Annotated in this window: 11 protein-coding genes; 5 read left to right on the forward strand and 6 right to left on the reverse strand. The window is 65.4% G+C overall.

Translation table 11 applies throughout. The features are described from left to right. Nucleotides 1-3 precede the first annotated feature (3 nt). The gene (locus tag BN977_RS14240; protein ID WP_036397963.1) at nucleotides 4-576 is read left to right on the forward strand and encodes a TlpA disulfide reductase family protein; all 573 of its coding nucleotides are present in this window, start codon (nucleotides 4-6) and stop codon (nucleotides 574-576) included. After that, nucleotides 573-1,568 (forward strand): cytochrome c oxidase assembly protein, encoded by a 996-nt coding sequence (locus BN977_RS14245; RefSeq protein WP_036397964.1) that lies wholly within the window; start codon nucleotides 573-575, stop codon nucleotides 1,566-1,568. Before BN977_RS14240 ends, BN977_RS14245 begins: the two co-directional genes overlap by 4 nt. A gap of 9 nt (nucleotides 1,569-1,577) precedes the next feature. Here BN977_RS14245 and BN977_RS14250 read toward each other — a convergent pair whose 3' ends face one another. The 6 genes from BN977_RS14250 to BN977_RS14275 form a co-directional block, all read right to left on the reverse strand. Continuing rightward, the gene (locus BN977_RS14250) at nucleotides 1,578-2,522 is read right to left on the reverse strand and encodes a M56 family metallopeptidase (protein WP_036397965.1); all 945 of its coding nucleotides are present in this window, start codon (nucleotides 2,520-2,522) and stop codon (nucleotides 1,578-1,580) included. Beyond that, entirely contained in the window at nucleotides 2,519-2,899 is a 381-nt protein-coding gene (locus tag BN977_RS14255; protein ID WP_036397966.1) for a BlaI/MecI/CopY family transcriptional regulator, read from the reverse strand. The genes BN977_RS14250 and BN977_RS14255 overlap by 4 nt, the downstream gene beginning before the upstream one ends. A 113-nt stretch (nucleotides 2,900-3,012) precedes the next feature. Further along, nucleotides 3,013-3,861 (reverse strand): M23 family metallopeptidase, encoded by an 849-nt coding sequence (locus BN977_RS14260; protein WP_234709554.1) that lies wholly within the window; start codon nucleotides 3,859-3,861, stop codon nucleotides 3,013-3,015. Between the two features lie 292 nt (nucleotides 3,862-4,153). Continuing rightward, nucleotides 4,154-5,734, reverse strand: a complete 1,581-nt coding sequence (lnt, locus tag BN977_RS14265) for an apolipoprotein N-acyltransferase (RefSeq protein WP_084172505.1) — start codon at nucleotides 5,732-5,734, stop codon at nucleotides 4,154-4,156. A 46-nt stretch (nucleotides 5,735-5,780) separates the two neighbouring features. Continuing rightward, the gene (locus BN977_RS14270) at nucleotides 5,781-7,916 is read right to left on the reverse strand and encodes a heavy metal translocating P-type ATPase (protein ID WP_051561362.1); all 2,136 of its coding nucleotides are present in this window, start codon (nucleotides 7,914-7,916) and stop codon (nucleotides 5,781-5,783) included. Next, nucleotides 7,909-8,286: an ArsR/SmtB family transcription factor gene (locus tag BN977_RS14275; protein WP_036397968.1), complete on the reverse strand. Its 378-nt coding sequence runs from the start codon at nucleotides 8,284-8,286 to the stop codon at nucleotides 7,909-7,911. Before BN977_RS14275 ends, BN977_RS14270 begins: the two co-directional genes overlap by 8 nt. A 262-nt stretch (nucleotides 8,287-8,548) precedes the next feature. Here BN977_RS14275 and resB point away from each other — a divergent pair, with 262 nt between their 5' ends. The 3 genes from resB (at nucleotide 8,549) to ctaD (ending at nucleotide 14,026) form a co-directional block, all read left to right on the forward strand. Further along, complete coding sequence (gene resB, locus BN977_RS14280) at nucleotides 8,549-10,078, forward strand: cytochrome c biogenesis protein ResB (protein WP_083631792.1); 1,530 nt, start codon at nucleotides 8,549-8,551, stop codon at nucleotides 10,076-10,078. Nucleotides 10,079-10,125: 47 nt separating this feature from the next. After that, on the forward strand, nucleotides 10,126-11,979 hold the full coding sequence (locus BN977_RS14285; RefSeq protein ID WP_165576321.1) for a bifunctional copper resistance protein CopD/cytochrome c oxidase assembly protein: 1,854 nt from the start codon (nucleotides 10,126-10,128) through the stop codon (nucleotides 11,977-11,979). A 301-nt stretch (nucleotides 11,980-12,280) separates the two neighbouring features. Then, nucleotides 12,281-14,026, forward strand: coding sequence for an aa3-type cytochrome oxidase subunit I (gene ctaD / locus BN977_RS14290; protein ID WP_036399131.1), 1,746 nt, complete (start codon nucleotides 12,281-12,283; stop codon nucleotides 14,024-14,026). Nucleotides 14,027-14,052 lie beyond the last annotated feature (26 nt).

Consider the following 14,052-nt stretch of genomic DNA (forward strand, 5'->3'; position numbering starts at 1 on the left):
GCGATGGCATTGACGGTGCTCGGTCCAACCGCAGGCTGCTCGACCGGCGCCGGCGCGGTTGCCCAGGGCGGCACATTTCAATTCGTCGCCCCCGGTGGGAAAGTCGACATCTTGTTTGACCCACCGGCCGACCGTGGTCGGCCGGGGCAAGTCAGTGGACCGGACCTTATGGACGTCGGTCGCACGGTGTCTCTGGGCGATTTCGCCGGGAAGGTGGTGGTGATCAATGTGTGGGGCCAGTGGTGTGCCCCGTGTCGCACCGAGATGCCAGAGCTCCAGCAGGTGTACGACGCCACCCGTGCCGAGGGTGTCGAGTTCCTGGGCATCGATGTCCGCGACAACAATCGCCAAGCTGCGGTGGACTTCGTCAAGGACCGGCGGGTCACGTTCCCGTCCATCTATGACCCGTCGATGCGCACGATGATCGCGTTCGGTGATCGGTATCCGACGGCGGTGATCCCGTCGACGATCGTCTTGGACCGTGCGCATCGAGTGGCTGCGGTCTTCCTACGTGCGCTACTGGCCGAGGACCTCGAACCATTGGTTCGGCGGCTGGCCACTGAGCCGCGTGGATGAGACGAGAATCGGTGTTCGGTGAGGTGATCTTGCCCGCGGAGCCGCCAACGGTTCTGCGGATGTTCGATTGGTTTGTGCCACCGTTTCCGTTGTTGCCCGCGGTGGCAGTGGGTTTGGCGGTGTGGTATCTGGTGGCGCTCTGTGCGCTGAGATCACAAGGCCGTCAATGGAGTTGGGTTCGAACGGTGAGCTTCATGGCCGGCTGTTCGGCCTTGGCGGCAGTTACTGGTCTGGCTATCGACGGTTATGGGTATCGTCTGTTCAGCGCGTTCATGTTTCAGCATCTGACGCTGTCGATCCTGGTTCCACCCCTGCTGGTGCTGGGGGCGCCGGGTCGCCTGCTGCTGAGGTCTACGCCCCATCATGGACTCGGGCGCTGTGTGCTGGTCGCCGCATTGGCTGGATTGCGCTGTCGCGCCAGTCGCATCGCCTTGCACCCAGGGCTGACCATCCCGCTGTTCTTGTTGAGTTACTACGGCTTGTATTTGTCTGACGTGTTCGATACTGCCGCAGCCAGTGTGGCCGGCCATCTGATGCTGCAGGTGTTCTTTCTGGTCAGTGGTCTGCTGTTCATCGTGCCGATCTTGTCGGCGGGGCCGTTGCCGGTCCGGCAGAGCAACCTCGGCCGATTCTTCGACATCTTCCTTGAGATGCCGTTGCACGTGTTCATCGGCGTCATCTTGATGATGGCTCCACGAGCACTCACCAACACCTTCTCTAGTCCGCCGCCGCAGTGGAATGTCGATCCGGTTGCCGATCAGGCGGTGGCAGGGGCGCTGGCCTGGTCATACGGGGAGCCGGTTGCGCTGCTGACGGTGCTGGTTTTCGCTATTCGGTGGCGCCGCGACGAACAGTCGGAGTCCAGTAGGCGCGAAGCCGACGTCGAGAACAGTGATGCGGAATTGGCGGCGTACAACGCGTTTCTGCGGGGGTTGCACGAGGGTCCGCGACGCAACGAGGCTGAGTCGCCCACTGCAGGCAAGCCCGACTGATCGCTGCCGCTAGGCGAAACAGATCAGTGCGCCCGACAAGGCCAATGCCGCGATGGCAAGTGGCGTTCCCGCCATCGCCGCGACAGCTCCGCTGAGTGTGGCGCGGGTCCTGATCTGGTCCAGGCCGCTCGGAGGATCGGTCAGGCGTCGGGCACGCACGAGCACGGCGACACTGGCGGCGGCCAGCCCGTGGGGCGGGGCGGTGACACCCGCTAGCGCAAGCAGACCGTCAAGCAAGGGTTGGTGGCCGTGTTTGCGGGCAGCCGCATCGTCGGCGCACATCTCCAGCAGCGAACCGATTTCTGAGGCTGCCGCCGCGAAGAACGCGATCCTGGGTAGCGCTGCGGCGAGACCCCGAACCGCAGCGACGATGTGGGCGTGGCGACCCCGCAGGTGGGCCCGTTCGTGGGCGATCACGGCCGCTAGTTGCGGCTTGTCCAGCGCCGCCACGGCGGCGCTGGTCACAACGATTGCTGCCGGCCTACCGGCGACACAATAAGCCGCGGGTTCGGGTGCGTCGATGAGGACCACGTCGCCACCGGCAGACCTGCCGACCAACCGGACCGCATCGGCATGATCGAGAGTGTGCGAGCGCATCCGACTCAACGCACGAACCATGCGAACTGTCACGGCACTCAATCCGCCACCGGCAACAGCTACAGCCACTGCGGCCACGACCTGGGTGGGCCAACCGAAGTGCCCCAGCAGGATCGCTTGCAGCCGCTCAAGGCAGGACGCAAGGAGCGCGTCGGGACTGTCCCAGTGCCCGGCGGCCTCGATCAGAACGAGCGCCATCGCCACGATCGAGCATCCGATCACCGTCACCACCGCTGTCAACCAGGCCGTGATCGCCAGTCGGGGTGCGATGCCTTCAGCGGCGAGCCGAGCGAGCAACTGTGGCCCAGCCGCGAGTACAACCAGGACATAGAGCAGGAGGGCGGCTGCGACGGTCATCGACGTGATGACTTGCGGGCCAGCCGCCGCAGGGCCGCGCGCAGATCGGCAGACTCCGCGGCATCAATCTGCGCCACGAAATGGCTCAGGACGGCCTCTGAACGGCCGCCACCGTTGAGAGCTTCCAGCATGAGACGTGCGCTGTGCTCTTCGCGAGTCAAGGTGGGGCGGTAGCGGTACGCGCGTCCGTCGCGTTCGCGCGACAACCATCCCTTGCCGTGCAGATTGTCCATCGTCGACATCACGGTGGTGTAGGCGATGTCGCGCTCGGTGCTCAACTCGGCGAGGATGTCGCGCACCGTCGCATCGGAGTCGCGATCCCACAGCCGGTCCATGATGGACGCTTCGAGTTCACCGAAGCCACGCACCCGCGCCATGAACGAACCTCCTGATTAAGTCAGTAGTCAGCTTACGGTGTCGGCCAGCGCGCGGTGTGCAGGAGAGCGCTCACGGCAACCGGGCGCGTGGCGTGGGCCGTCGTCTGGGGATGCTATCCAGTGCGCACGCCCCGGGCGCGCAGCCACGACGTCGGATCGGTTTTGGTCAATCCGTTGAGATGCACCTCGAAATGAAGATGAGGACCAGTGGAGTTGCCTCGATTCCCCATGGTAGCCACCAGGTCGCCGGCCAGCACCCGGTCACCGACCTCGACCGTCGCGGAGTCGATGTGGCCATACAACGTCACCGTTCCGTCCGCGCTACGGATCTTGACCCACATCCCGTAGCCCGCCGTGGGACCGGCCGCGATGACTTCGCCGTCGGCAGCAGCATAGATCGGGGTCCCGATGGAGTTGGCGATATCCAGGCCTGCGTGCAGGGTCCCCCAGCGCGTGCCGAAGGCTGATGTCTGGATGCCCGACGTGGGAAAGACGAATTGGGGGCGCCGCAACATCGCCTCGCGCTGCGCGCGCTCTTGCGCGAACGCCGTGGCGCGAGCCAACTCCTCTACGTGCACTGCGGAGTCCGACGTGTTCAGCGCCGGGACGATCTGTATGCCCGCCGGTTCCTGCGCGAGGTGCTGGGTTGTTGCGATTTCCACCCCGGACGGCCTGTCCGGTGATATCGCCTGCGCGCCCGCCGCCACCGCGCCGGCGGCCATGCTGGCGATGACGACGCGACTATGCACCGCACCGACGGCGTTGCGGCTCTTGCGATGTGACGTCGGTCGGTGTCTACCCCGTATCGGGGCCATGGCCGCCGGTCCGACTGCCAGTGGCGAAAAAGGCTGCCCGGCCAAAGATTCGTGGTCGGGGCCAAGGAGGGTCAAAGCGGGATCTTCGGCAACATCATTCAGATCGTCGAGCTCTGGAGCAATGAGCACCTGCAGGTCTTTGGGCAAGCGGCCTTGGCGGGTTAAGCGGGGCCTCATGGCCGGGATGATCTCGGTGACGGCGTCCCATGCGTGGTCGGGGGGCGCATGAGGGCGCTCAGCGCGTCGCTGCCGAACCAACCTGCCACCTTCCCGCGCCGTTATCGTTCTGTTATCTGGCAAGACGCTAACCCAGCTGAGACTGCGCAGCAAGCCCGGTAGCGACGCTCACACGGTCATGTAGCGAGCCGCGCGGCAGCGGGAATCGTCCTGAACTGCATGTTTGTCGCATGAAATACTGAATGGATCAGTACTATATCGATCAGTAGACAATGGGTGGATGCGTTGGTCGCCGTGGGGCGGTCTTCGCGTGGAGCGGTTCCGGGCGCGTCCGTGCGCGGGGCCTGCGAGTTGCTGACACGAGCGCCGCGATGAGCGCCATCCCGGTGAGAACGAGTTGGACGGACGGAGCGAATAGGGTGGCCGGTGTGAGGTCTCGGTTCAGCTCTAACGCGCTGACCAGATGATCGGCGGTAAAGAACTCCGTCTCGTCGAGGCTCTGACCGTCCGCGGTGATCATCGTGCTGACGCCGGTGGTTCCCGCGACCACGACCGAACGCTGGTGTTCGAGCGCGCGGACTCTGGCGAAGGCCAGAAACTGCCGACTCATCGTCTCGTTGAACGTCGCGTTGTTGGTCGGGATGGCCAGAATCTGTGCACCGTTGCGGACGGATTCGCGCGGTGCTCGGTCGAACACCGCCTCCCAGCAGGTCGCAACACCCACGGTGATATCGCCGACGCGGAGCACTGCGGGCCCGTCACCGGGCACGAAGAAGCCTGCGCGATCCGCGTAGTCGGAGAACAGCCGAAAGAACGCGCGCCACGGCAGGTACTCGCCAAACGGTTGAAGGATTTTCTTGTCGTGTCGTGTGCCGGGCCCATCGTCGGGTGTCCACACGATCACAGTGTTCGAGGTGGACAGACTGCCCGTTCCCGGGTCGCGTCCGGTCAGAACCGCTCCCACCAGGATCGGTGCGTGCACCACATCGGCGGCGGCGTTGATTTGCTCTGCGGCATCGGGATTGGCCAGCGGGTCGATATCCGAGGAGTTTTCGGGCCAGACCACCAGATCAGGCTGGGGGAGACGCCCGGCGTCGACCTGCTCGGCCAGCAGCTCGGTCTGCCTACGGTGGTTGTCCAGCACGGCCCGTCGTTGGGCATTGAAATCAAGTCCGAGGCGCGGCACGTTGCCCTGCACGGCAGCTACCGTCACCGAGGCGCGGCGATCCTCGGATCGCCAAGGCTGCCAGCCGGCCCCGGTGACGACGGCGAGCACGGCCAGGGCCACGATTAGCGCAACCGGGCCGGCCAGCGACCGCAGCCGGTGTCCGCGCGAGGAGGTCAGCGCCGCGGTCACGACGAACCCGGCTAGCGTCACGGTCATCGAGACCAGCGCCGTACCGCCCCACGGCGCCAGCTGAGCCAGCGGGCCGTTTGACTGGCCGAATGCCAGTACACCCCAGGGGAATCCGCCGAAAGGAACACTGGTCTTGAGCCATTCGACAGCGGTCCAGGCGCAGGCCCACCAGATCGGCCAGCCAGGCAGCGGTCGCAGTGTTACGGCGACAGCGGTGAAGACCGCGGGAAACAGTGCGCACAGCACGCTGAGGGCCAGCCAAGGAACCACACCCACCAGGGCTCCGGTCCACGGCAGCAGTGGGAGGTAGAACGCCAGGCCGAAGACTAAACCGTACGCCGACCCCGCGCGCACCGTCGGACGCCCGTGTATGAGCACCCAGCCCAGCAGCGCGCATCCCGCGATTGCTGCGGGCCACCATCCGATCGGGGGAAAGCTGCTCCACACTAGTGCACCGCCGGCAATGGCGGCACCGAGTCGCCCCATGTGGCGCCAGGCCGCCGCGCGACATCCCGTCACGGCTCGGGAGGGCTCACCGGCGCGGTCCTGACGCACCGTCCTGCGCGCTGACCTCGGTATGCGGCGACGCATCCTTGGATCCGCAGCAGTCACAGTCATCGGTGGCTGTGCTCGTCGGCGCGCGGGTCAACGGAATCGCTATGGCTTTCGGCGCCGGTGGTGCGGCGCAGCACGCGTCCAGCGGCGCCGCAGCGGCGCCGACATCGAGATGGTGCGGTGTCGAGGATGTGACGGGCGCCGAGGTCAACCCTGGTAACGGCCGGGTGCGCGCCGCGCGAATGGCATTGAGGATGACCAAGACCTCGGCGGCCTCGTGGATGAGTACCACGGTGGCCAGCCCCAGCACGCCCAACGCCGCCAGCGGAATCAATGACCCGATGATCACCATCGAGAACCCGATGTTCTGAACCATGATGCGGCGCGCTCGTCGGGAATGGGCCATCAGCTGCGGTAGGTGCCGCAGGTCTTCACCCATCAGTGCAGCATCGGCGGTCTCGATCGCCACATCGGTACCCATGGCCCCCATGGCTATTCCGATATCGGCGGTGGCAAGCGCCGGGGCATCGTTGACGCCGTCACCCACCATCGCGATGGGACGTCCACGGGATATTTCGGGGAGTAGCCGGGCTTTGTCTTCCGGGAGCAGCTCAGAGCGCACGATGGAGATACCCGCTTGTGCCGCGAGCGCCTGGGCGGTCAGGGTGTTGTCACCGGTAAGCATGGCGACGTCGATACCGAGACGGCGCAGCAGACGGATCGCCTCGGGTGCTTCGGGACGCAGCTCGTCGCGGACCGCGATCGCGGCGCAGGGGACGCCATCGCGTTCCAAGACCACCACCGTCGCCCCGGCGCCCTGCATACGCGCCACGTCGTCGGCGAGGCCGCCTGGATCGACCCAGCTGGGTTTTCCCAGTCTCAGCGTTGATTCGCCGAGGCGGCCCTCAATGCCGTGGCCGGTGACGGCGGTGACATCGGTGGCGGCCGTTACCGAGCCGGTGGCGGCGAGAATCGCCTGAGCGAGTGGATGTTCGCTGCGTGACTCGAGTGCCGCGGCCGTGTGCAACGTGTCGGCCTCGGCGTGCCCTGCCATGGTCACGACCTCCACGACTTGCGGCGTGTTGCGGGTCAATGTGCCGGTCTTGTCCAGGGCAATGACGTTGATGCGGCCCAGTTCCTCCACGGCCGCACCGCCCTTGACCAGCGCGCCCTGCCGACTGGCGGCGCCGATGGCCGAGACCACCGTCAGGGGAACCGCGATCGCCAGTGCGCATGGTGATGCGGCCACCAGCACGACCAGAGCCCGTTCCAGCCACAGCATCGGATCACCCAGCAGCGCACCGACTCCGGCGATCCCGGCCGCCAGGACCATGATGGCCGGCACCAGCGGCCGGGCGATGCGGTCGGCAAGGCGTTGGCCAGCACCTTTACGTTCCTGGGCTTCCTCGACGATATGCACGATGCGGGCCAACGAACTGTCGGCAGCCAACGCGCTCACCTCGATCTCGATGGCGCCGCCACCGTTGATGGCGCCCGCATGCACCGGAGTCCCTGGGCCCGCCTCGACCGGCACGGATTCACCGGTGATCGCCGACAGATCGAGGCTGGTGTGGCCGGCGGTGATCGTTCCGTCGGTGGCAGCCCGCTCGCCCGGTCGCAGCACCATGGTGTCGCCCACGACAAGTTCTTCAGGAGCCACGGTGATTTCGGTGCCACCCCGCAGGACCGAAGCTTTGGGGGGCACCAACGACAGCAGGGCCCGCAGCCCGCGTCGGGTCTTGGTCACTGCGTAGTGCTCCAGCCCTTCGGCGATGGAGAACAAGATTCCCAGCAGAGCGGCTTCGGCGAACTGGCCGAGTGCGATCGCGCCGATGGCGGCGATGGTCATCAGTGTTCCGACGCCGATTTGGCCATGCCGCAGTTTGCGTAGTGCATCCGGGATGAAGGTGGCCGAGGCCACGACGCCGGCCGCCAGTTCCAACGCTATGGTGATGCCCGCCAGTCCGGCCTCGCCGATAGCCCAGCCGGCAGACAACAGTACTGCCGCCACCACCGCCAGTTGCAATTCACGGACGTGCCAAAGCTTTTCGGGGCCGGGATCAGTCTGCTCACCTGCTGCGGTGGGCTGCGGTCCGCAGCACGCGTCAGACATGGTCGGCCTCTTTCGCGGTGGCCGGTGCGAGGATTGCAGTGGTCAGATGTTCCCCAAGCTCGGTGAGGCGATACATCACCAACTTGCCGTCGCGGCGCGAGTCCACCAGCGCTGCGTTCTTGAGTTGTCGCAGGTGGTGGGACACCAGGTTCTGGGCAGCGCCGACGACCCAGGCCATATCGCAGACGCACAGCTCCGCACCGCCGCGCAGCGAGGTGGCGATCACCAGTCGGGTGGGATCGCCGAGCGCTTTGGCGGCCAGCGCGGCGGACTGGACCGCGCGCTGGTGCGGTAACGAGGTGCGAATGGCTTCGGCGTGCGGGAGGTCGAGGCAGAGAAGGTCGCAGCTGTCGAGAGAGCGCTCGGTCATATCAACACAGTAACGCTTGTTGATATGTTTGAGGCAGGGGGTAGGGGATTGGTGGCGGCCAACTGGCCGCTGGCGGTCGATCTACGTTCGCTATGTTTACTAGTCTACGTAGTAGATGCGTAATAGCGATGAACGGTGACGGCGGTGCGGTAGTGGTGGATGCAATCTCGGCGAGCCTGATGCCGATACGCGTGTTAACGGATTCCCCGTGCTGACACGCGCCGTGGCACTCGGCCGCAATACCTGGCGGACCCTTACCTCGATGGGGACCGCGCTGGTCCTGCTGTTCCTTTTGGCCTTGGCATCGATACCGGGTGCGCTGTGGCCGCAACGGCAGGTCAACCCGACCACCGTGGCCGGCTATATCGCCGACAATCCGCGCCTGGGCCCGTGGCTGGATCGACTGCAGATCTTCGATGTCTTCTCCAGCGTCTGGTTCACGGCCATCTATGTGCTGTTGTTCGTCTCGTTGATCGGCTGCCTTACGCCCCGGTTGGTCGATCACGCCCGCAGCCTGCGCGCCACACCGGTGCGTGCGCCCCGCAACCTCACCCGACTGCCCAAGCATCACGTAATGACGGTGCGGGCCGACCCCGACATCCTCGGCGCCGCGGTCGCCGAGCGCATGCGCGGATGGCGCAGATCTATTCGACGAGACGGCGACACCGTCGAGATATCGGCCGAGAGAGGGTATCTGCGCGAGGCGGGGAACTTGGCGTTCCACTTTTCACTGATCGGGCTGCTGGTGTCGATGGCCGCGGGAAAGCTCTTCGGCTACGAGGGCAACGTGATCGTGCTTGCCGACGGCGGACCCGGATTCTGCTCGGCATCGCCAGCGGCCTTTGATGCCTTCCGTCCGGGCACCACCGTCGATGGCACCGGCCTCTACCCGATCTGCCTGCGTGTCAATGATTTCAAGGCCGACTTCCTGCCGAGCGGACAAGCCGTGGGATTCGCCGCCGACATCAGTTTCCAGGCGGGCGAGGGCTTGGCCAGCTCCGAATGGAGCACCTATGAGCTCAAAGTCAACGAGCCGCTGCGCGTGGGTGGTAATCGGGTTTACCTGCTCGGCCACGGATACGCTCCGACCTTCACCGTCACGTTTCCCGACGGGCAGACCCGCAGCCAGACGCTGCAGTGGCAGCCCGAGGAACTGCAGACGCTGCTGTCGTCAGGGGCCATGCGTTTTGATCCGCCGGCCGGTAGCTACCCAGACCCCGATGAACGCCGCAAGAATCAAATCGCGATCGAGGGACTGTTCGCGCCGACGAAAAGGCTTGACGGCACGCTGCTTTCGTCTGCCTTCCCCGCTGCCCACGACCCTGCGGTGGCCATCGATATCTACAAAGGTGACACCGGCCTGGACACCGGCAGGCCACAGTCGATCTTTGCACTGGATCAACGCATGATCGGCCAAGGCCGGCTGACCCGGATGGCGCGGGTGAACCTGAGCCTGGGCGAGCAGACCCAACTCGAAGACGGCACGGTGGTGCGCTTCGATGCCGTCACCGACTTCGTCAGCCTGCAGGTATCTCACGATCCCGCCCAGATATGGGTGCTCGTGTTCTCGATCACGATGATGACCGGGCTGCTGGTCTCACTCACCATCCGCCGCCGACGAATCTGGGTGACAATCCGCGGCAACGACGCGACAGATGCTCTGACAGTACAGATGGGCGGCCTGGCACGCACCGACAACGCGGGATGGGGCGATGAATTCGACCGGCTGGTCCACACGCTGCTGCCCGAAGCTGAACGGGCGGCTGCCGACATTGCCAGGACCCGGAAATGACCGGGCCTGTCAGTGGTCGCCGCGCGTCTCTTATCACCCTGGTTGCAGTGGCCGCACTGGCCGGCATAACGGCCTCGGTGATCGGCGCAATGTCACTGGCCGACGCAATGATCGCCACCGGTCTGCCCAATCCCGGACCCATCACCACATACGGCCTACCTGCGGTGCGCGCGGCAGGTGAGATCGCCGCCGCGATCGCCGTCGGCGGATTCCTCACGGCGGCGTTCCTCATTCCTGCCCAGCCCAACGGTGTCCTCGACGTCGGCGGCTACCGCGCTCTTCGTCTCGGTGGATATGCCTCGGCGGTGTGGTCGATCTGCGCGGCGCTCCTCGTGGCACTGAGCGTCTCTGATGTTTCCGGGCTACCCCTGCACCAGCTCGGACTCGGCGATATCTGGGCGGCCGCCGACCTGGTCGAGATCACCAACGCCTGGCGGTGGACCGCTGCCCTGGCCGCCGTGGTCGCGGTGGCGAGCGTTCCGGTGCTCAGGTGGGCGCCCACGCCGTTGTTGCTGCTGGGATCGCTGATCACTTTGGCCCCACTGGGGTTGTCGGGTCACTCATCCTCCGGTGGCGCCCACGACATAGCGACCAACAGCTTGTTCATCCACCTGGTGACTGCCGCCCTCTGGATGGGCGGACTGCTGGCTCTGCTCGTCCACGCCTGGCGTGTGGGAACCCATCTCGACACCGCCGCACGACGCTTCTCGTCGATGGCCCTGTGGAGCTTTGTGGCGGTGGCATCCAGCGGAAGCATCAATGCCGCCCTGCGGATCAGTCCGAACGATCTACTCAGTGACTACGGGTTGCTACTTGCTGGCAAGGCGCTCGCTGTGGTGGCGGTGGGTGTGCTGGGATGGCAGCAGCGGCGATCCGCTGTGAAGGCGTTGCGCGACGACCCATCTGACCGCCAGCCGCTGGTGCGCCTGGGGTTGTGCGAGGCGTTCATCTTCGCGGTGACGGTCGGTATCGCGGTGGGACTGAGTCGTACGCCGCCGCCGCCGAAGAGGGCCGAACCCTCAGCAGCGGAGAGTGCCATCGGTTTCGAGCCTGCCGGTGCACCCACTGCGGCGCGGATCATGTTCGACTGGCGTTTCGACCTCATACTGGGAACGCTCGCGGTCGTCCTGGCTGCTGTCTATATCGGATGGGTACACCGGTTACGGCGCCGAAAGGCGCCATGGCCGGTGCGGCGCAGCATGTTTTGGCTCAGTGGCTGCGCCGGTCTACTGGTGGCGACGTCATCAGGGCTTGGCAGCTACATGCCCGCCATGTTCAGCATGCATGTCCTTGTGCAGGTACTGCTATCCAGTCTCATCCCGGTGCTACTGGTGGCGGGCGCGCCAGTAACTCTCGCGCTGGCGGCGTTGCCGAGGACCTCGGCAACGGAGGTGCCGGGCCCGCGCGAATGGCTGGGCGCGCTGTTGGGCTCCCCGTTGGCTCGGGCGGCAGCCGACCCGCGGGTGGTGTCGGTAACTTTCATCGGCGGCCTCGTCGTGCTTCACACGGAGACGGTTTTCACTGCGTCGGTCAACAATCACAGCGCTCACGTGCTGACAAATTTCCTCCTCGTAGTAACGGGTTGTCTGTTCTTCGCCGTGGTCAGCAGATCGGCGGATGCTCCCCGGCGGCGAGTTGCGATGCTGGTCGCCGTACCCGCCAGCTATCTTGCGGTGGGCCTTCTGGTGGGTAGGCGCAGCGACGTGCTCGGGGAATCTTTCTACCGATCGCTACGGCTGACCTGGCACACCGATCTGCTCGCCGACCAGCGCACCGGAACGGCGATCGCGGTGACCGCGGCGCTTCTTGCGCTGTCCTGCGGCGCCGTCGCCGCGGCGTGGCCGCACCTGCGCCGCCGGCGGACAGTCCGCGCGCGCGACGTCGCAGCAGTGTCACAATGACCGACAAGCCACCCCGCGTGAGCACGTCGTGCTTGCGCCGATCGCGTGGTGGGGGATGTGGCGGCTATGGCGCGGGCGCCCCGCTGGGCAAGCCCCGCGTACCTGAGGCATCGACGGGCTCGGGGCCGACAGAGGTTGTCGGCCCGCGCCGGCACACGCGCCAGTAAGTGTTCGGACCCGGCGCTGGGCGGATTGATCTACTACACCCACTAGTACGTATTTACTCAGTACGCTAACCTACGTATTTAGTCAGTAGACGTGGTGATCTGTCGTGGATCGCAGCCGATATCAGGAGGATTCGTTGGTAGCCGAAGCGCCCCCGGCCGGAGAACTCGTGCCACGGCGTCCGTTCCCGCCACGGATGGGCCCGAAAGGCAACCTCATCTACAAGATGATCACCACGACCGATCACAAGGTGATCGGCATGATGTACGTGGTCACCTGCTTCGGGTTCTTCATGGCGGGCGGCCTGATGGCGCTACTGATGCGCACGGAGTTGACGGTGCCGGGGCTGCAGTTCCTGTCCAACGAGCAGTACAACCAGCTGTTCACCATGCACGGCACCGTGATGCTGCTGTTCTACGCGACCCCCATCGTCTTCGGGTTCGCCAACCTGGTTCTGCCGCTGCAGATCGGCGCGCCCGACGTCGCCTTCCCGCGGCTCAATTCACTGTCCTACTGGTTGTTCCTTTTCGGCGCGCTGATCGCCATGGGCGGCTTTATCACCCCCGGCGGCGCCGCCGACTTCGGCTGGACCGCCTACACGCCGCTGTCCAACGTCATCCACACCCCCGGCGCCGGCGCGGATCTGTGGATCGTCGGCCTGATAGTCGGCGGTTTGGGCACCATCCTCGGTGCGGTGAACATGATCACCACCGTGGTCTGCATGCGCGCCCCCGGTATGACCATGTTCCGGATGCCGATCTTCACCTGGAACATCCTGGTGACCTCGATCCTGGTACTGCTGGCCTTTCCGCTGCTGACCGCCGCGCTCTTTGCGTTGCTGTCGGATCGGCATCTCGGATCGCTCATCTATGACCCGGCCAACGGTGGTGTGCTGCTGTGGCAGCACCTGTTCTGGTTCTTCGGCCACCCCGAGGTATACATCATCGCACTGCCGTTCTTCGGCATCGTCTCCGAAATCTTCCCGGTGTTCAGCCGCAAACCGATCTTCGGTTACACCACCCTGATCTACGCCACGCTGGGTATCGCGGCGCTGTCGGTCGCGGTGTGGGCGCACCACATGTACGCCACCGGTGCGGTGTTACTGCCGTTCTTCTCGTTCATGACGTTCCTGATCGCGGTGCCGACCGGTATCAAGTTCTTCAACTGGATCGGCACCATGTGGAAGGGGCAGTTGACCTTCGAGACACCGATGCTGTTCTCGGTGGGCTTCCTGATCACCTTCCTGCTCGGTGGCCTGTCGGGGGTGCTGCTGGCCAGCCCGCCGATCGACTTCCAGGTCAGCGAAACCTATTTCGTCATCGCGCACTTCCACTACGTGCTCTTCGGCACCATCGTGTTCGCCACCTACGCGGGCATCTACTTCTGGTTCCCGAAGATGACCGGCCGCCTGCTCGACGAGCGCCTGGGCAAGCTGCACTTCTGGCTGACCTTCCTGGGCTTCCATGCCACCTTCCTGGTACAGCACTGGCTGGGCAATGACGGGATGCCGCGTCGTTACGCGGACTACCTGCCCAGCGACGGCTTCACCACACTCAATGTCGTTTCCACGGTCGGTGCGCTGGTCTTGGGTGTGTCGACGTTGCCGTTCGTGTGGAACGTCTTCAAGAGCTGGCGTTACGGCGAGCCCGTCGTGGTCGACGACCCGTGGGGCTACGGCAACTCCCTGGAGTGGGCCACCAGCTGTCCGCCGCCGCGGCACAACTTCACCGAGCTGCCCCGGATCCGTTCCGAGCGCCCGGCGTTCGAGCTGCACTACCCGCACATGGTCGAGCGGATGCGCGCCGAGGCCCATATCGGCCGTGCGCACGGGCCCGACGACGGGGACGTGACCCGGATCGACGACGAGAGCGTGCGCACCTGAGGGCAGGGTTGACGATCCATATGCAT

The sequence above is a fragment of the Mycolicibacterium cosmeticum genome (genome assembly GCF_000613185.1).
Taxonomy (GTDB): Bacteria; Actinomycetota; Actinomycetes; order Mycobacteriales; family Mycobacteriaceae; genus Mycobacterium; species Mycobacterium cosmeticum.

Excerpts from the sequence above, each read along its gene's own strand:
- BN977_RS14240 (WP_036397963.1), top strand. The coding sequence starts at position 4 with ATGGCATTGACGGTGCTCGGTCCAACCGCAGGCTGCTCGACCGGCGCC.
- BN977_RS14245 (WP_036397964.1), top strand. The coding sequence starts at position 573 with ATGAGACGAGAATCGGTGTTCGGTGAGGTGATCTTGCCCGCGGAGCCG.
- BN977_RS14250 (WP_036397965.1), bottom strand. The coding sequence starts at position 2,522 with ATGACCGTCGCAGCCGCCCTCCTGCTCTATGTCCTGGTTGTACTCGCG.
- BN977_RS14255 (WP_036397966.1), bottom strand. The coding sequence starts at position 2,899 with ATGGCGCGGGTGCGTGGCTTCGGTGAACTCGAAGCGTCCATCATGGAC.
- lnt (WP_084172505.1), bottom strand. The coding sequence starts at position 5,734 with ATGGGGCGACTCGGTGCCGCCATTGCCGGCGGTGCACTAGTGTGGAGC.
- BN977_RS14270 (WP_051561362.1), bottom strand. The coding sequence starts at position 7,916 with ATGTCTGACGCGTGCTGCGGACCGCAGCCCACCGCAGCAGGTGAGCAG.
- BN977_RS14275 (WP_036397968.1), bottom strand. The coding sequence starts at position 8,286 with ATGACCGAGCGCTCTCTCGACAGCTGCGACCTTCTCTGCCTCGACCTC.
- resB (WP_083631792.1), top strand. The coding sequence starts at position 8,549 with ATGGGGACCGCGCTGGTCCTGCTGTTCCTTTTGGCCTTGGCATCGATA.